Annotated in this window: 19 protein-coding genes and 4 pseudogenes; 11 read left to right on the top strand and 12 right to left on the bottom strand. The window is 71.8% G+C overall.

Features of this window, described 5'->3' with window-relative positions:
- Positions 1–98: 98 nt before the first annotated feature.
- Positions 99–209: pseudogene (locus ACFYO0_RS42535) on the top strand (universal stress protein); the annotation flags it as partial.
- A 150-nt stretch (positions 210–359) separates the two neighbouring features.
- Positions 360–617, top strand: a complete 258-nt coding sequence (locus tag ACFYO0_RS42530) for a hypothetical protein (protein WP_388687058.1) — start codon at positions 360–362, stop codon at positions 615–617.
- A gap of 105 nt (positions 618–722) precedes the next feature.
- Here the strand turns inward: ACFYO0_RS42530 and ACFYO0_RS42525 are convergent, their stop codons facing one another.
- Genes ACFYO0_RS42525 through ACFYO0_RS42505 form a run of 5 tightly spaced genes read right to left on the bottom strand, consistent with a single transcriptional unit; the run spans position 723 to position 7280 of the window.
- On the bottom strand, positions 723–1898 hold the full coding sequence (locus ACFYO0_RS42525) for an ABC transporter permease (RefSeq protein WP_388687056.1): 1176 nt from the start codon (positions 1896–1898) through the stop codon (positions 723–725).
- Complete coding sequence (locus ACFYO0_RS42520) at positions 1895–3064, bottom strand: ABC transporter permease (protein WP_388687054.1); 1170 nt, start codon at positions 3062–3064, stop codon at positions 1895–1897. Before ACFYO0_RS42520 ends, ACFYO0_RS42525 begins: the two co-directional genes overlap by 4 nt.
- 6 nt (positions 3065–3070) lie before the next feature.
- Positions 3071–4045: an ABC transporter ATP-binding protein gene (locus tag ACFYO0_RS42515; protein ID WP_388687052.1), complete on the bottom strand. Its 975-nt coding sequence runs from the start codon at positions 4043–4045 to the stop codon at positions 3071–3073.
- Positions 4046–4054: 9 nt separating this feature from the next.
- A complete protein-coding gene (locus ACFYO0_RS42510; protein ID WP_388687050.1) occupies positions 4055–6388 on the bottom strand; it encodes a heavy metal translocating P-type ATPase in 2334 nt (777 codons plus the stop codon).
- A gap of 25 nt (positions 6389–6413) precedes the next feature.
- A complete protein-coding gene (locus ACFYO0_RS42505) occupies positions 6414–7280 on the bottom strand; it encodes a universal stress protein (protein WP_388687048.1) in 867 nt (288 codons plus the stop codon).
- A gap of 117 nt (positions 7281–7397) precedes the next feature.
- On the opposite strand from ACFYO0_RS42505, the gene ACFYO0_RS42500 reads away from it, so the two are divergent.
- Positions 7398–7763, top strand: a complete 366-nt coding sequence (locus ACFYO0_RS42500) for a hypothetical protein (RefSeq protein ID WP_388687046.1) — start codon at positions 7398–7400, stop codon at positions 7761–7763.
- Between the two features lie 113 nt (positions 7764–7876).
- A pseudogene (locus tag ACFYO0_RS42495) lies at positions 7877–8031 on the top strand (pyridoxamine 5'-phosphate oxidase family protein); the annotation flags it as partial.
- Positions 8032–8288: 257 nt separating this feature from the next.
- Here ACFYO0_RS42495 and ACFYO0_RS42490 read toward each other — a convergent pair.
- The 5 genes from ACFYO0_RS42490 to ACFYO0_RS42470 form a co-directional block, all read right to left on the bottom strand.
- Entirely contained in the window at positions 8289–9914 is a 1626-nt protein-coding gene (locus tag ACFYO0_RS42490) for an NAD(P)-binding protein (RefSeq protein WP_388687045.1), read from the bottom strand.
- Positions 9911–10918 carry a thiamine pyrophosphate-dependent enzyme gene (locus ACFYO0_RS42485; RefSeq protein ID WP_388687043.1) on the bottom strand — a complete coding sequence of 336 codons (1008 nt, stop codon included), beginning with the start codon at positions 10916–10918 and terminating at the stop codon, positions 9911–9913. Before ACFYO0_RS42485 ends, ACFYO0_RS42490 begins: the two co-directional genes overlap by 4 nt.
- On the bottom strand, positions 10915–12156 hold the full coding sequence (porA, locus tag ACFYO0_RS42480; protein ID WP_388687042.1) for a pyruvate ferredoxin oxidoreductase: 1242 nt from the start codon (positions 12154–12156) through the stop codon (positions 10915–10917). The genes ACFYO0_RS42485 and porA overlap by 4 nt, the downstream gene beginning before the upstream one ends.
- Entirely contained in the window at positions 12140–12724 is a 585-nt protein-coding gene (locus ACFYO0_RS42475) for a 2-oxoacid:acceptor oxidoreductase family protein (protein ID WP_388687041.1), read from the bottom strand. The genes porA and ACFYO0_RS42475 overlap by 17 nt, the downstream gene beginning before the upstream one ends.
- 143 nt (positions 12725–12867) lie before the next feature.
- Positions 12868–13761: a universal stress protein gene (locus tag ACFYO0_RS42470; RefSeq protein ID WP_388687040.1), complete on the bottom strand. Its 894-nt coding sequence runs from the start codon at positions 13759–13761 to the stop codon at positions 12868–12870.
- Positions 13762–14531: 770 nt separating this feature from the next.
- Here ACFYO0_RS42470 and ACFYO0_RS42465 point away from each other — a divergent pair.
- On the top strand, positions 14532–15305 hold the full coding sequence (locus tag ACFYO0_RS42465) for a CBS domain-containing protein (RefSeq protein ID WP_388687038.1): 774 nt from the start codon (positions 14532–14534) through the stop codon (positions 15303–15305).
- 214 nt (positions 15306–15519) lie between these two features.
- On the opposite strand, the gene ACFYO0_RS42460 is transcribed toward ACFYO0_RS42465, so the two are convergent.
- On the bottom strand, positions 15520–15984 hold the full coding sequence (locus ACFYO0_RS42460) for a cyclic nucleotide-binding domain-containing protein (RefSeq protein WP_388687037.1): 465 nt from the start codon (positions 15982–15984) through the stop codon (positions 15520–15522).
- Positions 15985–16184: 200 nt separating this feature from the next.
- Here ACFYO0_RS42460 and ACFYO0_RS42455 point away from each other — a divergent pair, with 200 nt between their 5' ends.
- From ACFYO0_RS42455 to ACFYO0_RS42440, 4 genes and pseudogenes are all read left to right on the top strand, one after another.
- Positions 16185–16406, top strand: coding sequence for a hypothetical protein (locus ACFYO0_RS42455; RefSeq protein WP_388687036.1), 222 nt, complete (start codon positions 16185–16187; stop codon positions 16404–16406).
- Positions 16407–16673: 267 nt separating this feature from the next.
- On the top strand, positions 16674–19367 hold the full coding sequence (locus ACFYO0_RS42450; protein WP_388687034.1) for a GNAT family N-acetyltransferase: 2694 nt from the start codon (positions 16674–16676) through the stop codon (positions 19365–19367).
- A gap of 13 nt (positions 19368–19380) precedes the next feature.
- On the top strand, positions 19381–20112 hold the full coding sequence (locus ACFYO0_RS42445) for a CBS domain-containing protein (protein ID WP_388687032.1): 732 nt from the start codon (positions 19381–19383) through the stop codon (positions 20110–20112).
- 95 nt (positions 20113–20207) lie between these two features.
- Positions 20208–20339 (top strand): annotated as a pseudogene (locus tag ACFYO0_RS42440) (flavodoxin); the annotation flags it as partial.
- 95 nt (positions 20340–20434) lie between these two features.
- On the opposite strand, the pseudogene ACFYO0_RS42435 reads toward ACFYO0_RS42440, so the two are convergent.
- Positions 20435–20818, bottom strand: a pseudogene (locus ACFYO0_RS42435) (putative PEP-binding protein); the annotation flags it as partial.
- 453 nt (positions 20819–21271) lie between these two features.
- On the opposite strand from ACFYO0_RS42435, the gene araB reads away from it, so the two are divergent.
- Positions 21272–22951 (top strand): ribulokinase, encoded by a 1680-nt coding sequence (gene araB, locus ACFYO0_RS42430; RefSeq protein WP_388687030.1) that lies wholly within the window; start codon positions 21272–21274, stop codon positions 22949–22951.
- Between the two features lie 42 nt (positions 22952–22993).
- Positions 22994–24508, top strand: coding sequence for an L-arabinose isomerase (araA, locus tag ACFYO0_RS42425; protein ID WP_388687029.1), 1515 nt, complete (start codon positions 22994–22996; stop codon positions 24506–24508).
- The last annotated feature ends 31 nt before the right edge of the window (positions 24509–24539 follow it).

Raw genomic sequence — 24539 nt, 5'->3', positions numbered from 1 at the left:
GATAGCGTCGGCACGCCAGGGAGCCGGGGCAGGCGGGGAAATGGGTGGAGGCCGCGAGCGGGCACGGGGCGGCCACCTTGTCGGTGCGGCGGCCGAGCGTCGTTGGCCGCCGCATCCGCCGGACCGTGCTCGGTGCCCGCATCGGGCCTGTCACGCATGCCGTGCTGCGTCACGCGGCGGCGCCGGCCGCGGTGATTCCGCACAACTGACTGAGGGGCGCGGGCGGCCGCCGAGTGGTGAAGGGGACGGTCGGCCCCGGAAGCAGCCCAGTCGGCCCTGGGCCGGCATGGCGCTCGTGCGCAGGCTGGGGATGTGCCGTCCGCAGCGGGCGGATGGCTTGCCTCTCCTCAGGCCACGCCATGGTTACCGTTGCCGTTCTGCTCCAACTGCTCATTCTCGTAGGCGCGTTGTACGACACTGCCCGTCTGCTGACGCCCACCGAAGGCCGCCGCCTGTCGAGAGTTCGGATCCGGCGGCGCCGTGCCGCGCTGGAGACGGCCGAACGGCGGGTCGTGGCACGGCGGTTGTACGGCCGGATCGACGCGGCCACCTACCGGGCGCGGATGCACGCTCTCGCCGACGGGCGGCGCACACCGCGACCGGGACGCCGTGCCTGACTGCGGCGAAAGGCGGTCGGCTGCCCATGCAGGAAGGGGCGCCCGTGTCGAGGCGGATCGAGGATTCGTCTCCGCGTACCGAGATGCGATCCTGCCGATCGGAGGTCACGCCCCGGGGCTCGTGGTCAGCCGGTGGCGCAGGGCCAGGGACGCCAGGGTGACCAGAGTGATGGCGAAGGCGGCGAGGACCGTCAGGTCGCGCAGGATCGCGGACAGGTCCCCGTTCCGGGACAGCAGCGTGGTCCACGCGTCGACGGCCCAGGCCTGCGGCACCGCGTGGCCCGCGGTGCGCAGCCAGTCTGGCACGAGAGCCAGCGGCCACATACAGCCGCCCAGCATGCCGAGGCCGATGCCGAGCGCCGGGCCGACCGCGTGCACCTGCTCCGGCGTACGGAACAGGGCCCCGGCCAGCACACCGGCTCCGGTGCCGACCAGCGCCCAGACGGTGACGAGGACGCCCGCGCCGAGCGGATCGCCCCAGGCGACGTCGAAGGCCAGCGCGCCGATGCCGACGATGAGCAGGGACTGCAGCAGGGCCAGCAGGAGGTAGGCGATGGTCTCGCCGAGTACCACGGTGCGGGCGGAGACGGGCGCCGCGAGGGCGCGGGCGTACACGCCCGTCCTGCGGGTCTCGACGATGGCCGCGCCGCCCGCCAGGGCGTTGATGAACACGAACAGCACCAGCATGGTGGGTGTGCTGTAGCTGTAGCCGAGCGGCAGGAAGTCGCTCTCGCCGTTGACGGTCACGGTGCGTACGGCGATGGGAGCCGCGGCCTGTTCGGTGCCGCGGGCGAGCGCGAGGTTGGCGTCGAAGTCGCCGCCGGCCTGGTCACCGGCGAAGCGGGCGGCCTGCAGGCGTGCCGCGTGCTCGGCCACGACGGCCGACACCGAGGTCACGGCCGAGTGCCCGGCGCTGCCCGAAGGCTCCACCAGGACCCCTACGGTGACGGAACGCCCCGCCCGTACGTCCGCGTCGAGACCGGACGGCACCAGCACCACCGCGTCCAGCTCCGCGCGGCGCAGTGCGGTCTGCGCGTCCGCCGCGGTGTCGTACGTGCGGGTACGCAGCCCGGGTGCGTCCTTGAGGTCCGAGGTCAACTCCCGTGCCACGGGGCCCGCCTGGGCCGCAGGGACGAGTCCGATCCGGAACTGGTCGAAGCCGCTGACGGTCACGCCGATGACGACGATGATGGCGACAGGGAGCAACACCATGAAGAACAGCGCCGTGCGGTCGCGCAGCACGCGTGTGAGGGTGGCCCGGGTCACGGCGAGCGCGGTCATGACGTCCTCCTCAGTCGAAGGAGCAGTGCCGTCACCGCGACGACGACGGCCGAGAACGCGGCGATGCCGAGCAGTGGAGCACCTACGGCGTCCCAGCCGCGCACCCCGGTGCCCAGATCGGTGAAGCCGCGCAGGGCCCAGCCGTTGGGCGTGAACAGGGCGAGGCTGCGGATCGCCGGTGTGGTGCCGGAGGCGAAGACGAAGTTGCCGCCGAGCAGGACGAGCGCGAAGACGAGGATCGAGGCGAGTCCCTGGGCCTGCTGTTCGGTCCGTACGAGCGCGATGACCAGCGCGGTCAAGCACACCACGCACACAGCCATGGCCACGCTGAGGGCCGCGACCCCGAGCGGGTCCGCCCAGCTGGCGTCGAAGGCCAGCCACGACACCAGGGTCACAGTCGCCAGCCCGGCCAGGCTGTACACGAACGTCGACACCGACTTGCCGATCAGCAGAGCACTGCGCCCGACCGGTGCTGCCGCGATCCGGTCGAGGGTGCCCTGTTGCTGTTCGATGAAGTAGCCGCGCGCCCCGAAGCCGACGGTGAACAGCACGAAGAACATGCCCATGCTGGGTCCGAAATAGCTGATCACCTTCAGCGGGTCGTCGGGCAGCCCCTCCGCCCGGACCTGCTCGGGCAGGCGCAACAGGGCTGCCTTGGCGGCGAGTTCGGGGATGTCCGTCTGCGAGGCGCCCGCCGCGACGGCCGTGGCGACCGACAGCCGGCCGGCGTTCACCTGGGCCACGTACGACTCGGTGACGGCCCGCGCGAGCTGCGCCTGCAGGCCGTAGTCGACGCTGTCCAGGACCAGAACAGGCGTCGCCGTGCCGCCCCGCAGCGACTCGGTGAACCCGTCGGGTACGACGATCGCGGCATGCACGCCGCCCGCGTCCACGGCCCGCCGAGCGGCACTCGCGTCGTCGTACGACCGCACGTGCACTGTGTCCTCGAGCTCTGGGCTCTTCAACACCTGGGTGAGGCCGGCGGCGGCCGGACCCTCGTCGAGGTCCACGACGCCGATGTTCGCGCGGAAGTCGGAGTTGTTGTTGAACGCCATGGCCATCAACGCGGAGATGAGCACCGGCGCCAGGAACACGATCACCCAGGCAGAACGGTCGCGCAGCCGCTGGCGCAGATCCTTGGCCGCGATGGCGAGTACGACACCCACGACGGCTCACTCCCTCAGCGCCGTGCCGGTCAGGTGGAGGAAGACGGCCTCCAGGTCGGGTTCGTCGATCTCCACGCTGCTGATGTCGACGTCCTGTTCGTGGGCGAGGTCGAGCAGGTCCGGCAGCAGGCTGCGCGCGTCCTTGACGACCAGCTCGACCACGTCGCCGTTCCCGGTGGCCCGCGCCGCGCCTTCGACCCGGGCGAGGCGGCTGCAGGCGTCCGCGTACGCGACCAGGTTGCCGACGGCGGTCAGCCGCACACGGTCCCGCTCGGCCACCAGCGCCACCAGCTCGCGCTGGGTGCCCTCGGCGACCAGGCGGCCCCGGTCGATGATGCCGACGCGGTCGCAGAGCCGTTCGGCCTCCTCCATGTAGTGCGTGGTGTAGAGGACGGCCATGCCCTCCTCGCCGAACCGGGTGACGCTCTCGAGGATCGCGTGGCGGCTCTGCGGATCGACGCCGACCGTCGGCTCGTCCAGCACCAGCAGAGTCGGTGAATGCACGAGCCCGGCACCGATGTTGAGGCGTCGGCGCATGCCGCCCGACAGGGAGTCGACGCGGTCGCGGGCCCGCGCGCCGAGATCGATGAGGTCCAGCACCTCGTCGACGCGGCGCTCCAACTGACGGCGCGGCAGCCGGTAGAGGCGGCCGAAGAAGCGCAGGTTCTCGCGGACAGTGAGGTCCGGATAGAGGGCCACGTCCTGCGGGACGAAGCCGATGAGCTGCTTGGCCGGCCCGGCATTGGTGCTCACCGGGCGGCCGGCCACGTGCACGGTGCCGGAGTCGGGGTGCAGCAGGCCGCAGACCATCCGGATCGTCGTCGTCTTGCCCGCACCGTTCGGCCCGAGCAGGCCGTACGTCTCACCCGGTGCGATGCTCAGACTCACGTCGTCTACGGCGGTGCGCTCGCCGAACCGCCGGACGAGGTGCGCGCATGCGAGCACCGGTGCGGCATCGGGGTTCCCCGTGGGGTCGTTCATGGCGTCACCTCATGGCGCTAGGGAGAAGTAGTTCTCTTCTTCTTGCGTGAAGTGCAGGCGCAGCACGGTGTGCAGCCCGTACAGGCAGCCGCGCAGGTCGTCGATCTGCTCGGGGGCCAGAACCCCGTCGGGGCCCGCCAGCGTGAGGTGGGTGGCGATGCGGCGGGCGAGCCGGTCGATCTCGGCATGGGCGCGGCTCATCGTGGCCGTGGCCTCCGGGCCACCGAGCGTGGGCGCGAGCGCCGGGTAGAGTTCGTGCTCCTCGGCGTGCTCGTGCGGCAGCAGGCGCTCGGTGAGCAGCCGGTGGACGTAGGCCACCGCCGCCAGGGGTTCCGCTCCGGTGCCGTCCGAAAGCCGGTCGGCGGCTCCGCGTACCGCCTCCACCACGTCCTGCAGATCGTCGTGCTCCGCCGCGAAGCGGTGAATGAGCGCCTCCGTGGACGGCTGGAGCGGCGGACGCGCCGTCCGGTCGCCGCCCAGCGCGCGCAGGGCGTTGAGGATCACGGCGACGTCGATGCCCTCCTGGAGCAGGGCGCCGACGGCGGGTGGGAGCAGCCCGAAGGCGGCCGCGGCCATCGCGGCGAGCGACATCACCATGCCGCCGAGCGCGCTCTGCACGGCGATGCGCCGGGACCGTACGGCGATGGCGACGGCGTCGGCCAGCCGGTCCACCCGGTCGGTGGTCAGGACGATGTCGGCGGCCTCCGAGGACGCCGTGGAGCCGCGGGCGCCCATCGCCACGCCGATGTCCGCGGCGGCCAGCGCGGGGGCGTCGTTCACGCCGTCGCCGACCATCACGGTGACCGCGCGGTCGCGTTCGACGCGCACCGCGGCAACCTTGTCGATGGGAGCGAGTTCCGCTCGTACGTCGTCCAGGCCGAGTACGGCGCCGACCTCGCGGGCGGGTTCGGCGCGGTCGCCGGTGAGCATCACGAGCCGCTCGATGCCCGCCACCCGCAGTCGGCGCAGGGTGCGTGGCGCGTCGTGGCGCAGCGGGTCACGCAGCAGCACGGCACCGACGGGGTGCCCGTCGACGCTGAGCCAGACGACGCTCGCGCCGTCCAGAAGGGCCCGGTTGTCCACCGCGCGGGCCCAGGCGGGCTTCTCGGTCCGGGCGTCGAGGCGGCCGACGCCCATCCGACGTCCGGCGACGGAGCCGACGGCACCTCGGCCGGGTTCCTCGGACACGTCTGAGGGCACCGACAGACGCAGCCCCCGCTCGCGGGCCGCGTCTACGAGGGCCCGCGCGAGCACGTGCGGCGAATACTGGTCGAGCGAGGCGGCCACCCGCAGCACCTGCGACGGCTGCCAGTCAGGGGAGGCGATCACGTCGAGCACGCGGGGCCGGCCGCCGGTGAGGGTGCCGGTCTTGTCCAGCAGCAGCGTGCGGGCCCGGCCCAGGTTCTCCAGCGCACCGCCGTCCCGGATCACCACGCCGAGCCGCGAGGCCCGCGACAGCCCGGAGACCACCGCGACCGGCGCCGCCAGCAGCAGCGGACACGGCGTGGCGACCACCAACACCGCCACTGCCCGCACCGCGGAACCGCTGACCAGCCAGGCCAGCCCGGCAGCCGCCGCGGACAGAGGCAGGAACCAGGCCGCGTACCGGTCGGCCAGCCTGACCACGGGTGCGGACTCGGCACCGGCCTGCCGCGCCAGCCGTACGATCTCGGCGTACGTGCTGTCCTGCTCGGTCGCCGTTGCACGCAGCTCGAAGGCGCCACCCGCGTTCACCACGCCGCTGCGCACCGGCTCGCCCGCCGGCCGTCGCACGTTCAGGGGCTCGCCGGTGAGGACCGATTCATCGAGTTCGGCCGTGCCGTCGACGACGCGGCCGTCGACCGGGACGACCTCGCCGGGACCCACGACGAGCAGGTCGTCGACGGCGACCTCGCCCAGTGGCACCGTCCGCACCTCGGTGCCGGCGCGCCGCCGGGCGGTGCGGGGCGCGTGTTCCAGCAGGGCGCGCAGGTCGCGGGAGGCCCGTTGCTGTGCCGCGGCCTCCAGGGTGCGGCCGGTGGCGAGCATCAAAGCGATCAGGGCGCCGGCGAGGTACTCGCCCACGGCCAGCGTGCCGCCGAGCGCCAGTACGGCTATCAGGTCCACGCCCGCGTGACCGCGCCGGAGCGCACCCAGCACCCAGCCCACGGCCGGGGCGACGGCCACGACGGTGCCCAGGGCCCAGAACAGGTCGGCGCGGTCGGTGGCGCCCGCCAGCCAGAAGACGCCACCGACCGTGAGGGCGAGGGCGGTGGCGGCCAGCAGGAGCGATTCGAGCGTCGGCATGCGGGACAGAACCGCCGGCAGCCGGTGCGGCGGCCTCGTCGGAAGTCTGCTGTCCATGACGGTTCTCGCTCCGGTGCACGGCTCAGTCGTGCGGGACGACGGTGACGGGGCACGGCACGTGGTGCAGGGCCGCGTGCGCGACCGGCCCGAACTTCCACGTGAGGTGCGACGGATGGCGCCCGCGTCCCACCACGGTGAGGCAGGCGCGTACGAAGGCGGACAGCAGCGCCTGCGCGGCGGGGCCCGTGGCCACGTGCGCGGCGACGGCGACGGCGGGGAACTTCTCCCGCCACGGGGCGAGGGCGGCGGTCAGCCGTGTCCGCTGGTCGGCTTCGAGGCCCTCTCCGGGCAGAGTGCCGAGCGAGGACGGCGGCAGCGCTCGTACCGCCCGCACCCGCGCTGCCCTGGACTGCGCGGTGGCGAAGGCGAACTCCAGCAGCGGGTCCGAGGCCGGGCCGGGCTCCTGCACGCCCACCACGATCTCGTCCCGGGCGGCTGCCGCCGGGTGCCCCCAGCCGCCCTCGACGGCCGGGTCGTGGGCCCGGACGGTGACGGCGGGACGTTGCGTGAGGCCAAGGACGTGCAGGCTGATGGAACGGAGCAGGAAAGTCGCCACCGACCCGTGTCCGCGCGAGCCGAGCACGAGCAGGGCCGCGCTGTCGCTCAGGTCCACGAGCGCCTGCGAGGCGGGAGCCGAAACCAGTTCCGTGGTCAGGGACAGGTCTGGGTGCCGATGCAGCAGCTCGGACTCCATCCCATGCAGCACCTGGTCTCCGTACCGCTGCTTGCTGAGGGCTTCCTGGGGGATCGGCACGTTGAGCGGCTGGCTGGTCCAGGAATGGACCTGCAGGACGGGTAGGCGGATGCTCACAGCTTCGCGGGCAGCCCACCACGCGGCCGTCACGCTCGCGGCGGAGCCGTCGAGTCCGACAACGACAGGGCCGGTCATGTCTCACCTCCGAGGTCGGCGCGACAGACGAGGCCGGCCGCGCAAGCGCCTCCGACTCCAGGGTGGCCGCGCCCGGGCCCATCGGGGAGGGCCGGACGGTGCGCCGTTGGGGCCCGTATGGCCCAGTGCTGGTCGATCTCGGTGGGCCGACGCCGAGAGCCGTGGAAGCGAGGCGGGCCCGCCCGCCCGACGGCGCCGGACACGGCCCGGCCGCGTTGTGCTGCCGTCGTCTCGCCGGGAACGGGTGGTGGAGGCGGACGGCCTCGTCCCCGGGACGTCGTCCTGCTGGAGGCCGACGACCGTGTACCGGCCGACGGGCGGCTGACCGTCGCGGAGTCGGTGGAGGTCGCAGAGGCCGCCCTCACCGGCGAGTCCCAGCCGGTTGCCAAGCGCCCTGTCCGGTGCCGTGAACATCCTGCTCGACCACATCCGTCGTGCCCTGCCTTGTCCGTCGCCGTCACCGGCCGCCGCATCACCGCGTGACAGAGCTGTTGTCCGGCACAGCCGGGACTCATGGCCCATCGTGCGCAGCCCCGCCCGGCGAAGGATGGACGCAGAGCACATGTCGCTGCATCAGGCGAAAGACGGACTGTCTCATGTACCGCAACGACGGGTTCCGCGAACTCGACCGGCAGGAATGCCGTCTGCGTCTGCCGGCGAAGGCGCGTCCGTCGGCCGCATCGACCACACACGCCAGGCCCTGCCCGCCGTACTGCCGGTGAACTTCCGCCTGGACGCCGACGGCGCGGTGCCTGGTCGTGGTGGGGCTGCCCGCCGACAACGCGGCGATCAACCCACCGATCTTCGAGACCGTGCTCGGCGGCTCTCCGTCATCGGCTCCATTCGTCGGCCCCCGCCAGGATCTGTCCCGGGTGTTCACGCTGCACGCCGCAGGACGTACCCACGTCATCGCCGAACCGGCGCCTGGACCAGGCCGACGACTCCTTCGACGAGGGGTCGGCGGACGGGCCGAGGCGGGAGTCCGTCGCCACCCCCGTGCCCGGTTCGCTACTCCTCCGGCACCATGTCGATCGCCCCGGACGGGCACTCGGCGGCGCACAGCCCGCACCCCTTGCAGTAGTCCAGGTCGATCGCGAAGCCCTTGCCGGGGCCCAGCTTGGTGATCGCGTTGTCCGGGCAGACGCCGTAGCAGTTGTCGCACTCGAAGCAGTTGCCGCACGACATGCAGCGCCGGGCCTCGAACAGTGCCGTGGACTCGTCGAGGCCCTGCACCACCTCGTCGAACGTCGAGACCCGCCGGGCCATTTCGAGCCGTGGCTGTACGGAGGCGGGCGCGTCCGCGTAGTACCAGGTGTTGAGCCGGTCGAAGTCCGCGGGGGCGTGCTTGGCACCGGGGTCGTAGGAGGCCCCGCGCACATACGCGTCGATGTGCCGGGCTGCCTTCTTGCCGTGCCCGACGGCCACGGTGACCGTGCGGTCGGCGGGCACCATGTCGCCGCCGGCGAAGATGCCCTGATGGCCCGTCATCAGCCCGTCCGCGACCTGGACCATGCCGTGGTCCAGTGACAGATCGGGGACGTCTTTCAGCAGGGACAGGTCGGATTCCTGGCCGAGGGCGAGGACCACGGTGTCGGCCTGCAGTTCCTCGAACTCGCCGGTGGGCTGCGGGAATCCGCTCTCGTCGAGCCGCATCCGCTCGATGGTCAGATGGCCTTCGTCGGCGTGCTTGATGGTGGAGAGCCACTTCATCCGCACACCCTCCTCCAGCGCCTCCTCGACCTCGATGTCGTGTGCGGGCATACGATCGCGCGTACGCCGGTAGACCACCACGGCGTCCGTCGCGCCCAGCCTGCGGGCGGTCCGGGCCGCGTCCATGGCGGTGTTGCCGCCGCCGTAGACCGCGACCCGCCGGCCCAGCATGGGCGGGTCCTCGCCCTCCATGCCGGCCAGCAGGGCCACCGCGTCCAGGATGCGGGCGCTGTCCCCCGCCGGGATGTAGGTGCGCCGGCCGACGCCCGCGCCCACGGCCAGGAACACGGCGTCGAAGGCGCCGTCCCGCTGCGAGGCGAGCACGTCGTCGACCCGGGTGTTCAGCTCCAGTGTGACGCCCATCGCGACGATGCGGTCGATCTCCGCGTCCAGCACCTCGCGGGGCAGCCGGTAACGGGGGATGCCGTAACGCATCATCCCGCCGGGCTGTTCCTGTGCCTCACGCAGCGTCACCTCGTGGCCGAGCAGCCGCAGATGGTAAGCGGCCGACAGCCCTGCCGGACCGGAGCCGACGACCAGGACACGCTTGCCGGACGTCACCGAAGGGCCCGCAACGGTCCAGCCGCGCTTGATCGCCTCGTCGCCGAGGAACCGCTCGATGGAGTTGATTCCGACGGCGTTGTCGACCTGGGCGCGGTTGCAGGCCGTCTCGCAGGGGTGGTAGCAGACCCGGCCCATCACGGCGGGCAGCGGGTTGTCCCGCATCAACTGCCGCCAGGCGGACTCGTAGTCGCCGCTCTCCGCGTGGAACAGCCACTGCTGGATGTTCTCGCCGGCCGGGCACGCCTGGTTGCACGGCGGCATCCGGTCGACGTACTGGGGACGTTCGGTCCGCCAGGCGCCGGTGTGGTTGGCCAGGCTGGAGCCGACGTCCAGGGTGATCGCGAACGGTTTCTCCTTCACGGTACGGCCTCCTGGGCGAGCAGCCCGAAGCGGGCGATGTTGCGGTCGGCGGTCCGCTGCAGGCGGGCGATGACGTCCGTGCGGAGCTCCGGCTGGAAGAGGTGCGCGTACCGCTTCTGCGGGCGCAGATACTCCTCGACCGGCACCCTCCGCCGGATCGACGTGACGTCGGTGACCTCGCCGTCCACCGCCTCGAACACCGGGAAAAGGCCACTCTGTTCGGCGAGCCGCGCGATGTGCACCGTGTCGTGGGACACCGTGCCCCAGCCCAGCGGGCAGGGCACCAGCACATGCAGATAGCGGGCGCCGCGCATCCCCATCGCCCGGTGCACCTTGGCCTCCAGGTCGCGCAGTCCGGCCACGGTCGCGGTGGCGACGTACGGGATCTCGTGCGCCATCGCGATCAGCGGCAGATTCTTGCCCTGCCCGAAGGGGGCGCCCGGCTCCTCGCCCACCGCCTGTGTGGTCGCCGTGCGCGCGGTCGGGGGAGTGGCGCCGGAGCGCTGCACGCCGGTGTTCATGTACGCCTCGTTGTCGTAACAGACATACAGGACGTCGTCGTTGCGCTCGAACATGCCCGACAGACAGCCGAGCCCGATGTCGACCGTGCCGCCGTCGCCGCCCTGCCCGACCACACGGATGTCCGTGCGGCCCTTGGCGCGCAGTGCGGCGGCGACCCCGGCGGCGACGGCGGGCGCGTTCCCGAACAGGGAGTGCAGCCACGGCAGTTGCCACGACGTCTCCGGGTACGGCGTGGAGAACACCTCCAGGCAGCCCGTCGCGTTGACCGCGATCACCCTGCCGCAGGCCACGCGTTGCGCCGCGTCCAGGATGTAACGGGCGCCGAGTGCCTCGCCGCAGCCCTGGCAGGCGCGGTGGCCGCAGGTCAGCGCGTTGGCGCGGGCCGGGTCGGCCTGGTCGGACTGGAGTTCGGGCCCCAGCAGCCGGTTCCCGGCGGCGAAGCTGCCGACCTGGTAGAACTTCACCTGCTGCGCGGCACTCATCGGTTGCTCCCCACATCGCGCAGAATGTTCTCCGCCGACGGCCCCGACCTCCGGGTCCGTGCCATCCGCGCCAACTCCCGCTCCACCAGTTCGGTGTTGAGGTCGAGGAAGGTCAACTCCTCCAGCCGTCCAGCGATCGCGTCGTCGAACAGCCGGTGCAGCGACACCTTCGTGATCGGCCGCCCGCCGAGCCCGGCGATGACGGTGTGGCCGTCGAGCTGGATCCCGGACAGTGCGGTGCGCACGTTCGCCGACACGATCCCGCCGATACCGACCGCCAACGCCCGCTCCAGCACCACCACTTGACGGGCCCCGCCGAGCACGGCCCGCACCGCGTCCAGCGGGAACGGCCGGAACGACGTGATCGCCAGCGCCCCGATCCGCACCCCGCGCTCACGCATCTCGTCCATGACGTCGCAGACCGTGCCGAACACCGAGCCCAGCGCCACGACGATTGTCTCGGCGTCCTCGCAGCGGTACGGATGGATCAGCCCGCCGGAGGAGCGGCCGAAGACCCGCCGGAACTCCCCGGCGACCCGTGGGATCGCCTCCAGCGCCTGCATCTGCTTGGCGTGTGCCAGATAGCGCACCTCGGTGAAGGCCTCCGGGCCGACCATCGCGCCGATCGACACCGGCTCGTCCGGGTCCAGGACCTGACGCGGCTCGTACGGCGGCAGGAACGCGTCGACCTGTGCCTGCTCGGGCACGTCGATGCGCTCCCAGGCATGCGTGAGCACAAAGCCGTCCATGCACACCATCACGGGCAGCGACAGCTCCTCGGCCAGCCGGAAGGCCTGCGGATGCAGGTCGGCGGCCTCCTGGTTGTCGCGCGCGTACAGCTGGATCCAGCCGCAGTCGCGCTGCGACATGCTGTCGCTGTGGTCGTTCCAGATGTTGATCGGCGCGCCGATCGCCCGGTTGGCGACCGTCATCACGATGGGCAGGCCGAGACCGGAGGCGTTATAGAGGGCCTCCACCATGTACAGCAGGCCCTGGCTGGCGGTCGCCGTGTAGGCGCGGGCGCCCGCCGCCGAGGCCCCGATGCACATGGACATCGCGGCGAACTCCGACTCGACGTTGACGTACTCGCACGGCTTCAGCGCACCGGACTTCACCAGGCGGCTGAGCTCCTCGACGATGTGCGTCTGCGGCGAGATCGGGTAGGCCGCGATCACCTCGGGACGGCAGTGCGCGACGGTCGCGGCGACCCCGCGCGAGCCCTCAGTCTGTTTGAGCATGGGCGTGTTCCTCCCGCTGGGCGCGCTGGGTGCGGACGTGGTCGTACGCCTCCCGGGCCGCGGCCGCGTTGGCGGCCCCCAGCTCGCCGGGGAAACGTTCCCGGACGGCGGCGGCGAGCGAGTCGATCGCCACGCAGCCGGTGAGGGCGGCGAGGCCGCCGAGCAGGACGATGTTCGGGACCGGACGGCCGAAGTGACGCAGGGCAAGCGCGGTGGCCGGGACCGTGAGGGCACGGTTGGCGAGATCCCCGAGGCCCAGTTCGGCGACGGGGCGCGGCGAGTTGATCAGCACGGCACCGCCGGGACGCAGCCCTTCGAAGACATTCACCTGGTGCAGCAGTGTGGCGTCCTGGATCACCAGCGCTTCGGGCTGGGTGACCGGCTCTCGGACCCGGATCGGCCGGTCGTCGATCCGGCAGAACGCCATCACCGGCGCCCCCGTCCGCTCCGAGCCGAAGCTCGGGAACGCCTGTGCGTGCCGGCCCTCCAGAAAAGCCGCCACCGACAACAACTCCGCGGCCGTGACGGCGCCCTGGCCACCACGGCCGTGGAGACGAACCTGGAACACGGCACCCTCCTCCCTACGGGACCCTGATGCAGTCGTACCGCGTGCGACGCCGGACTCCTCAGGGGCCGAACGTCCCGTGTGAAGGGCCGAGGGGACCCGGCCCCTGCCAGACGGACCGGGAGGCACGACTTGTTCCGCAGGGCTCACTCGTGCGGCACGATCGCGATCGGGCAACGCGCGTGGTGCATCACCGCGTGCGCGATCGGCCCGGTGTGCATGCCGAGCCTGGCCGGACGGATCCTGCGGCCGACGGCCAGCAGACCGGCGTCCTGCGTGGCGTGCAGCAGCTGCTGCGCCGGACGCCCCTCCTGGACCAGCTCGATGACCTCCACCGTGGGGTACTTGTCCCGCCACGGCCCGAGCACGGCCGCCAGCGCCTTCTCGGCACGTGCGTGGACAGCCTTGCGTGCCTTGGCCTCCGCGGCACTCTGGACGTACGGCAGCTGCCATGCGTACACGACCCGCAGTGGCGCGGAACGCAGCGCCGCGTTCTCGAAGGCGAACGCGAGGAGTTCCTCGCACGGATGCGCCGGGTCCACGCCGACCACGACATCGCGGTACGGGGTGTGCGCCGAGGGGCGGCCGTCCGCGTCCGGCACGTGCTCGTCCTTGAGGGTCAGGTCGGCACGGACGAGGACGACGGGCCGCGTCACATGGGCCACCGTCGCCAGCGCCACCGAACCGGCCATGAACCCGCCGAAGCCGCTGAAGGCCCGGCTGCCCAGGACCAGCAGCTCGGCCTCGGCGCCCGCCGAGATGAGGGCGTCGGCCGCGGGCCGGGAGATCTGATCGGCGCTCAAGTACACCTGCGGATAGCGTTCGTTGAGCCGGTCCATGGCGCTGCGCAGGATCCGCCGCGCCCAGTAGCGCGGCGCCTTCAGCTCGGGCAGCTCCGACTCGTCGGGTGGCATACCGGCCTCCCAGGCGTGCACCAGGCGCAGCGGCAGGCCGCGCCGCAGGGCTTCTCGGGCCGCCCAGTCGGCGGCGGCGAGGCTCTCACGTGAACCGTCCAGGCCTACGACAATGGGGCGAAGCATGGCCAACACCTCCCCGGATCGATGCCCGCGCACCTCTTCTTCTGCGGACCCCTGCACTACTAGCGTCCTCGTGAAAGCCCAGGCTCGGGCAGGGGCTGCCCGGCCTCGACCCCGGGCCGAACGGCCCTTTGTCCCTGCTCAAGCCCCAGGCGGGGAAGGGGGAAGTGGGGAGCCGGGGCCGTCGGCGGTGCGGCGCGGGTGCGGGCCGGTCGGACGCTCGGCTGCCGGACGGCGCCTGCCAGGCTCTCCGACAGCAGGAGAATCCCCTTCGTCCGTGGCCGTGGCGCAGTCCCAGAAACCGAGCGCCTGGTGGAGGAAGGCGCGCGCCCTCGGGCACGGACTACGGCGCGGCGGGGATGCCTTTGGCGAGGACGCCAGTTGGTGAGGCTGGGAGCTGGGCGGCAGCAGGTGACGTCTTGGTTGTGGCTGCCTGCGCCGGGCAGCGGGCTCGCCGGGCCCTCGACGTCGCGGGCGGACGTCTCGATCGGGCCGTTGGTGGAGAGGAGGGGGGTGCCCGGATGGATGGCTGCGCGGTGCTGCTGACAAAGGGCGCTTCGCGGTGACTCAGGGCATCCCAGTGCACGCGCGTCTGTCACCCCATGTCGCTTACTGTCCGTCCCTGCCCGAACCTGGCCGTCTTCGACCTCCGGAGGCGCGCGACTCCCGTCCGGGCCCGGAGCCGTGGGCCGTTCGGTGTCTTGTCCGCACGTCCAGCGAGAGCCCATCGGAACCCGGCACGGGGCCACTCGGCCCATGTCGCCGCCGGGTGCATGCCCGACGCTGAAGGTGTCGCCCGTTACGAGCACAGGGAGGACGCCATGCAGCACGGCACTCCGCACATCGTGAGCGATGTGATGACCCGCACCGTCGTCGCCCTCGGGCGCGGGGCGACGTTCAAGGACATCGTGGAGACCATGCAGCAGTGGCAGGTAAGCGCCATGCCCGTGGTGGAGGGCGAGAACCGGGTCGTCGGCGTCGTCTCCGAGGCCGATCTGCTGCACAAGGAGGAGTTCCGCGACGGCGATCCGGACCGGTACACCCAGCTGCGGCGCCTGTCCGACATGGTCAAGGCCGGTGCGCTGACCGCCGAGGAACTCATGACCGCTCCGCCCATCACGATCCCGGCGTACGCCTCCCTCGCGCAGGCCGCGCGGATCATGGCTCGCCGCAAGGTGAAGCGGCTGCCCGTGGTCGACGACGAGGGCGTGCTGCAGGGCATCGTGAGCCGTTCCGACCTGCTCAAGGTCTTCCTGCGGGGCGATGAGGACATCGCCGGGGAGGTGCGGCGCGAGGTCGTCGCCCATCTGTTCCCCGAATCGCCTGAACCGATCCGCGTGGAGGTGCGCGACGGAGTCGTGAAGCTCACCGGGCGGATCGACGACACGATGCTCGTGCCGATCGCGGCGCGTCTGGTACGGGCCGTCGAGGGCGTTGTGGACGTCGAATGCGCGCTCACGGGGCCGCGCCGCCACCCGGACCTCGACCCGGATCTCCCGGACGACGTGGCGGTCAACCCGCCGTCCGGAGCCGGCGGCGTCGCATGAGGCGGCGCCGCCACCGGTGAGTACGGGCAGACCGTACGGCCGCCAGGGCCCCGCCGGTCCTGGCACGGTGCCGGTCGGCCCACGCGCGGCCTTGCCACCGGCGCGGACCGGGGGACATCCCAGGCCGTGCGCCACACGCGTGAGCGGCGACCAGGATGCGCTGACCGAGCTCCCAGACCCTGACGTGACCGCTCAACCAGAGCCGCGGGCGCGTTCACGGCTGTCCTCCGCTGCCGTACGGGCCGTACAGGTCCAGCAGCCGGGTACGGGCCGCGCGCAGCCGGTGGGCCACGACCTCGCCCACCCAATGGGCGACGGCCTGGCCGAACGCCGGGTCCTCCTGGCCCATCGAGCGGACGGCCGTGGCGTCGAACTCGTACGCCCGCAGCGGGGTCACCGCCTCGGCGCCCAGGTGCCAGGTGTGCGGGGTGAACAGCCAGGACCAGCCGAGGAGTTCGTTGTGCCCGAGCGACTCGATGACGGCCGCCCGGCGGCCGGGGACGCGCATGTCGAGGTCGACCGTGCCGGTGCGGATGATCCAGAACCGGTCGGCGCGGCCGCCTTCCTCGAAGAGCCTGGTGCCCTGGGGGTACGACACCTCCCGGGCGGCCCGCATCAGCCGCCGGCGGTGCTCGGCGGACAGCGCCCGCGGCAAGCTCGTCGTTGCGGGAGCGTTCATGGCGTGCCTCCCAGAAAGGCGTACGGACCTGGCACTGCCAGCGTGTGTGCGTGCCGGGTGACGGGCCATGGGCCACTCGGCCTCACAAACGGGCCGTCCGGCAGCCACCTCCAGCCCTGCGGCACCCTGTGCCACCCCGCGGACCGCAGTTCGATGGTGGTGAGAGAGCCATTCGGCAGAGCGGAAAGGAGTGGAACACCATGGGTACGAGCCTGACTCCGGAATTCTGGCGGCAGTTCGCCGTCCTCCTGGTGATCGCGATGGCCGTCACCTTCGTACTCAGCGCCGCGGTCGACGCGCTGTACCTGCGGTCGCGGCAGCGCCGCGCCGCGCGGCGGGCGTCGGCCACCGGCACGTCCGGGATGGCCGGGACGGCGCGTCGGCCCGAGATGCCTGTCGTGCGCACGCCCGTGAAGCGCTGAGAAGCGCTAACCCGTCGTCGACCACGTGCGCGGTCCTGCCGGGCGTCGGCACACGGCCGACGCCGCCCGCACATGACCGCCGCCCGCACCCGCCACCACGCCTGGATCGCGAGCACGGCATCGATCGGCTGGAGGCGGACCTGGACCGGTCGAAGCCCGGCACCCAGAGAGGGCCGACCGGCCCACGTTCTGCCCCGGACAGCCCATGGGAGCGCCGCCCGATCCGTTGGACGCTCGAAGTGTCAGGACATCAGGAGGAGAGCCGCGATGACGAATGACGCGCACCGCCAACCCACGGTTCACGCCTTGCTCTCGGACGGCACCACCGTGTGCATCCGGCCGGTGGTGCGGGCCGATCACGAGCAGCTGGAGGGGTTCTACGAGGAGATGTCCCCGGAGAACCTGAGGCTGCGGTTCTTCGCCGCGAGCCGCCGGTCGGCGGGCCTGGCCGCCGACCGGGCCTGTGCCCCGGTACATCCGGGCCACCGGGCCCTGCTGGCCGAGACCGCGGGCCGGGTCATCGGCCTCGCCGAGTACGACAGCGGCGGCACCGGGGATACGGCCGACATGTCCATCGCGGTCGCTGACGGACTGCACCACCGGGGCGTCGGCACCCTGCTCGTCGAGCACCTCGTGTCGGCCGCCCGGGCGGAGGGCATCACGACCTTCACGGCCGACGCGCTCAGCGAGAACCACGAGGTACTGAAGCTCTTCGCCGACCTCGGCCTGCGCACGGCCCGCCACTTCGAGGGCCCGGAGGTGCGCTGCACCATCGAACTCGACCAGAGCGACACCTACCTCACGGCCGTGGAGGAACGTGGCCGTGCCGCCGACGTCGCCAGCCTGGAGCCGCTGCTGCGGCCAAAGGTGGTCGCCGTCGTCGGTGCCGGGCGCAAGCCGGGCTCGGTGGGTCGGGCGGTCTTGCACCAGCTGCACGCGGGCGGCTACACCGGGCGCCTGTTCGCGGTGAACCCCGCCGCGCACTCGATCCTCGGCGTGCCGTGCCACCCGTCCGTCAGCGCCCTGCCCAAGACCCCCGACCTCGCGGTGCTCGCCGTGCCCGCCGCCGCGGTGCCGGAGACCGCCGAGGAATGCGGCAAGGCGGGCGTCCGCGCCCTGCTCGTCGTCACTGCCGGACTGGACGTCGACCAGGCACACGACCTGCTGGCCACCTGCCGCGCGTACGGCATGCGGCTGGTCGGCCCCAACTGCCTCGGCATCTCCAACACCGACCCGCGACTGCGCCTGGACGCCACCTTCGCCGCCGGCCATCCGCGCCCCGGCACAGCAGGCGTGGCGGTGCAGTCAGGGGGAGTCGGCATCGCCCTGCTCGACGGGCTGTCCCGGCTGGGCATCGGCATCTCCTCCTTCGCCTCCCTCGGCGACAAGTACGACGTCAGCGGCAACGACATGCTCCAGTGGTGGGAGAGCGACGGGCGCACCGAGCTGGCCCTGCTGCACCTGGAGTCCTTCGGCAGCCCGCGGGCGTTCTCCCACACCGCCCGTCGCGTCACCCGGCGGATGCCGGTGCTGACCGTCGACGCCGGCCGCACCGAAGCCGGCCGGCGCGCCGCTTCCTCGCACACCGCGGCCGCCGCCACCCGCACCATGACCCGCGGCGCCCTGTTCACCCAGGCCGGCATCACCGCCACCCGCTCGGTCGGCGAACTCCTGGAAGCCGCCGCCCTGATGCACTCCCAGCCGCTGCCCGCCGGGCTCCGCGTCGCGATCGTCACCAACGCGGGCGGAGCCGGTGTGCTCGCGGCCGACGCCTGTGCCGAGGCCGGGCTCCAGCTCCCGGCGCCCACCCCGGAGCTGATCGACGACCTGCTCGCCGTTCTGCCCGACGGCGCCGCAGTAGGCAACCCGGTTGACGCCACCGCCGCCGTCACGGAGGAGCAGCTGGCGAACTGTGTGGAGCGGATCATGCGGCACGGCGGTGTCGACGCCGTCCTCGTGGCCCTCGTCCCCACGGCGGTCGCCGCGGCGACCGGCGACGACCTCGTCCGGGCCCTCACCCGCGCCCCCGGACGGGGGCCCAAGCCGATCGCCGCGGTACGACTCGAACAGGCCCTGCCCGTCGAGCTGTTGCCCGCCGCCGACGGTGGCACCGTCCCCGCCTACGCCGAACCCCAGGCCGCGGCAAGGGCGTTGGCCCACGCGGCTCACCGCGCGGCCTGGCTCGCCCGGCCCGCCGGTACCGTTCCCGACCTCGACGGTGTCGAGACGGCACGCGCCCACGCGGTCGTCGAGGCGTACCTCGACGCGCACCCGGACGGCGGCTGGCTTGAGCCGCGCGAATGCGCCGAGCTCCTCGACTGCTATGGCATTCCGCAACTGCCGTGGGCCTGGGCCGAGACCGAGGACGGCGCCGTCCTGGCCGCCGACCGGCTGCGCGGCGCTGACGGCCGGGTGGTCATGAAGGGCCACTGGCCGGGCCTGCTGCACAAGACCGTCGAGCACGCCGTCCACCTCGACCTCCGCGGCGACTCCCAAGTCCGTGCCGCCTTCCGGGACCTGGAGACCCGGTTCGCGGGCCTGCTGACGGGCGTGGTGATCCAGCCGCTCGCCGACCGTGGCACCGAGTTGTTCGCGGGCGTGGTCCAGGACCAGGTCTTCGGCCCGCTCGTCCTGTTCGGACTCGGCGGCACCGCCACCGAGGTACTGGCCGACCACGCAGCCCGCCTCGCTCCGCTCACCGACCACGACGTGCACGACCTGATCACGGCCCCGCGCTGCGCCCCGCTCCTGTTCGGCGCGAACGGCGCGAAGCCCGTGGACCTCGAGGGCCTCGAACAGCTCCTGCTGCGGCTGTCCCGCTTGGCGAGCGACCTGCCGCAGCTGGCCGAGGCCGACTTCAACCCCGTTCTCGCGACCCCGGGCGCAGTCACCGTGCTCGACGCGCGCATACGCCTGCTGCCCCGCAGGCCCCACGACCCGTATCTGCGCCGACTCCGCTGAAGAGGAATGAGCCATGAAGCACAACAAGGTCGGCTCCGTGATGACCACAGAGGTCGTCCGCGCCGAGTACGGCACCCCGTTCAAGGAAGTCGCCCGGCTGCTCGGCCAGCACCGCATCAGCGGGCTGCCGGTGGTCGACGACGACGAGAAGGTCATCGGCGTCATCTCCGAGACGGACCTGATGGTTCACCAGGCGGAGAGCCCCGACCCCTACGAGCCGAAGAAGCGCTTCCGGTTCGCCGGGCTGACGCCCGCCGCCAAGAGGCGCGCCGCGAAGGCCCGGGCGCGCACCGCCGGCCAGCTGATGACCGAGCCGCCCGTCACGGTCCACGCCGACAACACCATCGTCGAGGCCGCCCGGGCCATGGCGCGGCACCACATCGAACGGCTGCCCGTCCTGGACGAGGAGCAACGGCTCGTCGGCATCGTCACCCGCCGCGACCTGCTCCAGGTCTTCCTTCGGCCCGACGCCGAGATCCGCACCGAGGTCATCGACGAGGTGCTGGTGCGCGCGCTGTGGCTGGCGCCCCACAGCGTCGACGTCTCCGTGGTGGAGGGCGTGGTCACGCTCTCCGGCCACATGGAGCGCAAGAGCGAGTCGGAGATCGCCGTCTCCATGACCCGTCAGATCGACGGCGTGGTCGCCGTCGTCGACGAACTCACCTACCGGCTGGACGACTCCCACATCCAGCCCGACGAGCAGGCACTCCACGGCGTCGCCGACGACTGGCTGCGCAAGCTGTGAATTGAGAGTGAGAGGAGGCGGACCGTCATGACCGGCAACTTGCTGGTCGCCTACAGGACGACACCAGCGGATCGACCGCGCAGATCGCCGAGGCCGTGGCCGACATCCTGCGCAAGGAAGGGTTCACAGCCGTGACGTCGCCGGCCGCATCGGTGGCGGACGTGACTCCGTACGACGCCGTCGTGGTCGGCGGCGGACTGTACGCCGGACGCTGGCACAAGGACGCCCGCCGCTTCGTGCGCCGCAACCGCCGCGCCCTGGCAGAACGCCCACTGTGGCTGTTCAGCGGTCCGGCGCCCCAGACACTGCGCGACCGCGAGCGTCACCTGATGTCGCTGGTGCCGGTGGTCTCGGTCAGGCCGGCCCGTCCGGCTCCAGGCGGGCGGCCGGGATGCGGAACGGTGAGCAGGAGACGTAGTCCAGGCCGGCCCGGTGGAAGCAGTGGATGGACTCCGGATCACCACCGTGCTCGCCGCACACTCCGGTCTGCAGCCGGGGATTGACGACACGGCCGGCCTCGACGGCCGTCTCCACGAGCTGGCCGACGCCCTCCTGGTCGATGGTCTCGAACGGCGACACGGCGACACGGCGAAGATCCCCTTCTCCATGTACAGGGGGAAAAGGACGCTTCCGCGTCGTCGCGGGACAGTCCCCAGCTGGTCTGGGTCAGGTCGTCTCCTGGGAGATGCTCGTCCTGGGCATCCTCTCCCGCCCGGACGAGGACGACGGGACGGGTCGCCTTGGCGACCACGCCCAGGGCGACCGACCCCACCACGAAGCCGGTGAAGCCGCTCACCCCGGCGAAGAAGCAGAGCCCAGTCGCGACGTCCCCACCCGACGCCGGCCCATCATGATCACAGCCCGCCTCTGAGTGGCTCCGCTCCCCTCGGCCACCGTCCTGAACTCACGGTCGCGACCATGCGTGGCGTCGGCTGTCGAGTCCAAGTGGCCTCCGCATCATTGCCGTTCGACCCTTCCGGTAGGACCTGACGGCCCATGCACGGAGATCGTCACCCGGGACAGCATGGACCTGTGGCTCCGGCCGACCCGGCCGACCCGGCCGGACGCCGGTCGGCGGGCCTGGGAGGGCGCTGCCTTTCTTCTCGTCTGCTTTTCAAACAGCGATCGATATATCGAACACAGGAAGGGTGGCCGGTTCATGAACGCCGAGCACGGTGAGCGGAAGGACCTCGATCCCTGCGTCGTGGGAGTCGACTTCGGCACGCTGTCCGGGCGGGCTGTGGTGGTCCGGGTCCGTGATGGTGCGGAGTTGGGGAGTGCGGAGCACGGGTACGCGCACGCCGTCCTCGACCGGCAGTTGCCCGACGGCACCCTGCTGCCGCCCGACTGGGCCTTGCAGCTGCCCGCCGACTACATCGACGTCCTGCGCCACGCCGTGCCCGAGGCGTTGGCGGGGGCCGGCGTGCGGGCGGAGCAGGTGATCGGTATCGGTACGGACTTCACCGCCTGTACGGTCCTGCCGGTGCTCGCCGACGGCACGCCCCTGTGCGAACTGCCCGAGTACACCGCCCGTCCGCACGCCTACGTCAAGCTGTGGAAGCACCATGCCGCCCAGGCCCAGGCCGACCGGATCACGGCGCTGGCCGCCGAGCGCAAGGAGCAGTGGCTGGAGCGGTATGGCGGGAAGATCTCCTCGGAGTGGGAGTTCGCCAAGGCGCTCCAGGTCCTGGAGGAGGACCCGGAGATCTACCACCGCACCGAGCGGTGGCTGGAGGCGGCCGACTGGATCGTGTGGCGGCTGTGCGGGACGTACGTCCGCAATGCCTGCACCGCCGGGTACAAGGGCCAGTACCAGGATGGCGCCTACCCCTCCCGCGACTATCTCGCCGCCCTGCACCCGGACCTCGCCGACTTCGTCACCGAAAAGCTGGATCAGCCGATCGGTCAACTGGGTGACTCCGCCGGGCGGTTGACGGCCGAGGCGGCAGCTTGGACCGGGCTGCCCGAGGGCATCACGGTCTGTGTCGGCAACGTCGACGCCCACGTCACCGCCCCGGCGGCAGCGGCCGTGGAGCCCGGCCAGATGGTCGCCATCATGGGCACCTCCACCTGTCACGTCATGAGCTCCGACAAGCACGGCACCGTGCCCGGCATGTGCGGCGTCGTCGACGGCGGCATCCTGCCGGGGCTGTGGGGCTATGAGGCCGGTCAGAGTGGCGTCGGCGACATCTTCGCCTGGTTCGTACGGACGGGCCTGCCCGCCGATTACGCGCAGCGGGCCGCGGCGGCGGGCCAGACCCCGCACGAGTACCTGACGGCCCTCGCGGCCGCACAGAGGGTCGGCGAACACGGTCTCCTCGCCCTCGACTGGCACAGCGGCAACCGCTCGGTACTGGTCGACCACGATCTCAGCGGCCTGCTGATCGGCCAGACGCTCTCCACCCGTCCCGAGGACATCTACCGCGCGCTGCTCGAGGCCACCGCCTTCGGCACCCGCACCATCATCGACGCCTTCGAGTCCGCCGCCGTACCGGTACGGGAACTGATCATCGCGGGCGGCCTGACGAAGAACGCCCTTCTCATGCAGATCTACGCCGACGTCACCCGCCGCCCGCTGGGCGTCATCGGCTCCGCCCAGGGGCCGGCCCTCGGCGCCGCGATGCACGCCGCCGTCGCCGCGGGTGCGTACCCCGACATCCGTGCCGCGGCCCACGCCATGGGCAACGTCCACCGGGGCGTCTATCTGCCCGACCCGGAGCGGGCCGCATCCTACGACCGCCTGTACGCCGAATACCGGCTGCTGCACGACTACTTCGGCCGCGGAGGCAACGAGGTCATGCACCGCCTGCGCCGGATCCGGGCCGAGGCGTCCGCCTGAACCAGATCTCACCAGATCTCATACGAAAGGTATGGAACCGCCATGACCGCACCGAACGAGACCTACCAGGCACAGGAGATCTGGTTCCTCACCGGCAGCCAGGGCCTGTACGGCGAGGACACCCTGCGCCAGGTCGCCGAGCAGTCCCGCCACATCGCCGACATCCTCGGCTCCCACGCGGAGATCCGCGCGCGGATCGTGTGGAAGCCGGTCCTCACCGACGCCGAGTCGATCCGGCGGTTGTGCCTGGAGGCCAACGCCTCCGACACCTGCACCGGTCTGATCGTGTGGATGCACACCTTCTCCCCGGCCAAGATGTGGATCGCCGGGCTCAGCGCCCTGGACCGGCCCGTGCTGCATCTGCACACCCAGTTCAACCTGTCGCTGCCCTGGCCGAGCATCGACATGGACTTCATGAACCTCAACCAGGCGGCCCACGGCGACCGTGAGTTCGCCCACATCGAGGCCAGGCTCGGTGTGACCCGCAAGATCGTCGCCGGTCACGCCACCGACCCCAGGGTCGTCAAGCGCATCGCGGCCTGGTCGCGTGCCGCGGCGGGCCGGCAGGCCTCGCGCAACCTGCGCCTCGCGCGGTTCGGCGACAACATGCGTGATGTCGCGGTGACCGAGGGGGACAAGGTCGAGGCGGAGCTGCGTTTCGGGTTCTCGGTGAACACCTACCCGGTCAATGACCTGGTCGCCGTCGTGGACAGCGTCGCGGACAAGGAGGCCGCCGAACTCGCCGCCGAATACGAGGAGTTGTACGACGTCGTACCCATTCTGCGTGCGGGCGGCCCCCGCCATGACTCGCTGCTGTACGCGGCGCGGCTCGAACTCGGGCTGCGTGCCTTCCTCATGGACGGCAGTTTCACGTCCTTCACCACCAACTTCGAGGACCTGGGCGGCCTGCGGCAGCTGCCGGGAATCGCCGTGCAGCGGCTGATGGCCGACGGCTACGGGTTCGGCGCCGAGGGCGACTGGAAGACTTCCGCGCTGCTGCGCGCGATGAAGGTCATGGGCCTCGGGCAGAACGGCGGCACCACCTTCATGGAGGACTACACCTACCACCTCGGCCCCGGCATCCCCCGCATCCTGGGAGCGCACATGCTGGAGGTCTGCCCCTCCGTCGCCGCGCAACGCCCCCGCTGCGAGATCCACCCGCTGTCGATCGGCGGACGGGAGGACCCCGTCCGGCTGGTCTTCGACGCGGCACCCGCCCCCGCCATGGTCGTAGGCCTCTGTGACCTGGGCGACCGGTTCCGGCTGACCGCCAACGCCGTCGACGTCATCCCCAGCGAACCGCTGCCCAACCTTCCCGTGGCCAGGGCCGTATGGAAGCCGCGTCCCTCGCTGGCCGAATCGGCCGAGAGCTGGCTGCTGGCCGGCGCCCCCCACCACACGGTGCTCAGCTCGGCAGTCGACCTGGAGACCCTGAGCGACTACGCCGCCATGACCGACGTCGAACTGCTCACCATCGACGACAACACATCGGTGGAGAAACTCGCCAAGGAAATCAGGTGGAACGCCGCCTACTACCGCCTCGCCCAGGCCCTGTGACACACGAGAAGCGCACGAGAAGAGGAGACAC

Origin of the sequence: Streptomyces sp. NPDC006365, assembly GCF_042870755.1 — a bacterium.
GTDB lineage: Bacteria > Actinomycetota > Actinomycetes > Streptomycetales > Streptomycetaceae > Streptomyces > Streptomyces xiangluensis.
The sequence above is the reverse complement of the archived record's forward strand: the minus strand, read 5'-3'. Positions and strand labels throughout refer to the sequence as shown.

Excerpts from the sequence above, each read along its gene's own strand:
- ACFYO0_RS42530 (WP_388687058.1), top strand. The coding sequence starts at position 360 with ATGGTTACCGTTGCCGTTCTGCTCCAACTGCTCATTCTCGTAGGCGCG.
- ACFYO0_RS42525 (WP_388687056.1), bottom strand. The coding sequence starts at position 1,898 with ATGACCGCGCTCGCCGTGACCCGGGCCACCCTCACACGCGTGCTGCGC.
- ACFYO0_RS42515 (WP_388687052.1), bottom strand. The coding sequence starts at position 4,045 with ATGAACGACCCCACGGGGAACCCCGATGCCGCACCGGTGCTCGCATGC.
- ACFYO0_RS42510 (WP_388687050.1), bottom strand. The coding sequence starts at position 6,388 with ATGGACAGCAGACTTCCGACGAGGCCGCCGCACCGGCTGCCGGCGGTT.
- ACFYO0_RS42505 (WP_388687048.1), bottom strand. The coding sequence starts at position 7,280 with ATGACCGGCCCTGTCGTTGTCGGACTCGACGGCTCCGCCGCGAGCGTG.
- ACFYO0_RS42500 (WP_388687046.1), top strand. The coding sequence starts at position 7,398 with ATGGCCCAGTGCTGGTCGATCTCGGTGGGCCGACGCCGAGAGCCGTGG.
- ACFYO0_RS42485 (WP_388687043.1), bottom strand. The coding sequence starts at position 10,918 with ATGAGTGCCGCGCAGCAGGTGAAGTTCTACCAGGTCGGCAGCTTCGCC.
- porA (WP_388687042.1), bottom strand. The coding sequence starts at position 12,156 with ATGCTCAAACAGACTGAGGGCTCGCGCGGGGTCGCCGCGACCGTCGCG.
- ACFYO0_RS42470 (WP_388687040.1), bottom strand. The coding sequence starts at position 13,761 with ATGCTTCGCCCCATTGTCGTAGGCCTGGACGGTTCACGTGAGAGCCTC.
- ACFYO0_RS42465 (WP_388687038.1), top strand. The coding sequence starts at position 14,532 with ATGCCCGACGCTGAAGGTGTCGCCCGTTACGAGCACAGGGAGGACGCC.
- ACFYO0_RS42460 (WP_388687037.1), bottom strand. The coding sequence starts at position 15,984 with ATGAACGCTCCCGCAACGACGAGCTTGCCGCGGGCGCTGTCCGCCGAG.
- ACFYO0_RS42455 (WP_388687036.1), top strand. The coding sequence starts at position 16,185 with ATGGGTACGAGCCTGACTCCGGAATTCTGGCGGCAGTTCGCCGTCCTC.
- ACFYO0_RS42450 (WP_388687034.1), top strand. The coding sequence starts at position 16,674 with ATGACGAATGACGCGCACCGCCAACCCACGGTTCACGCCTTGCTCTCG.
- ACFYO0_RS42445 (WP_388687032.1), top strand. The coding sequence starts at position 19,381 with ATGAAGCACAACAAGGTCGGCTCCGTGATGACCACAGAGGTCGTCCGC.
- araB (WP_388687030.1), top strand. The coding sequence starts at position 21,272 with ATGAACGCCGAGCACGGTGAGCGGAAGGACCTCGATCCCTGCGTCGTG.
- araA (WP_388687029.1), top strand. The coding sequence starts at position 22,994 with ATGACCGCACCGAACGAGACCTACCAGGCACAGGAGATCTGGTTCCTC.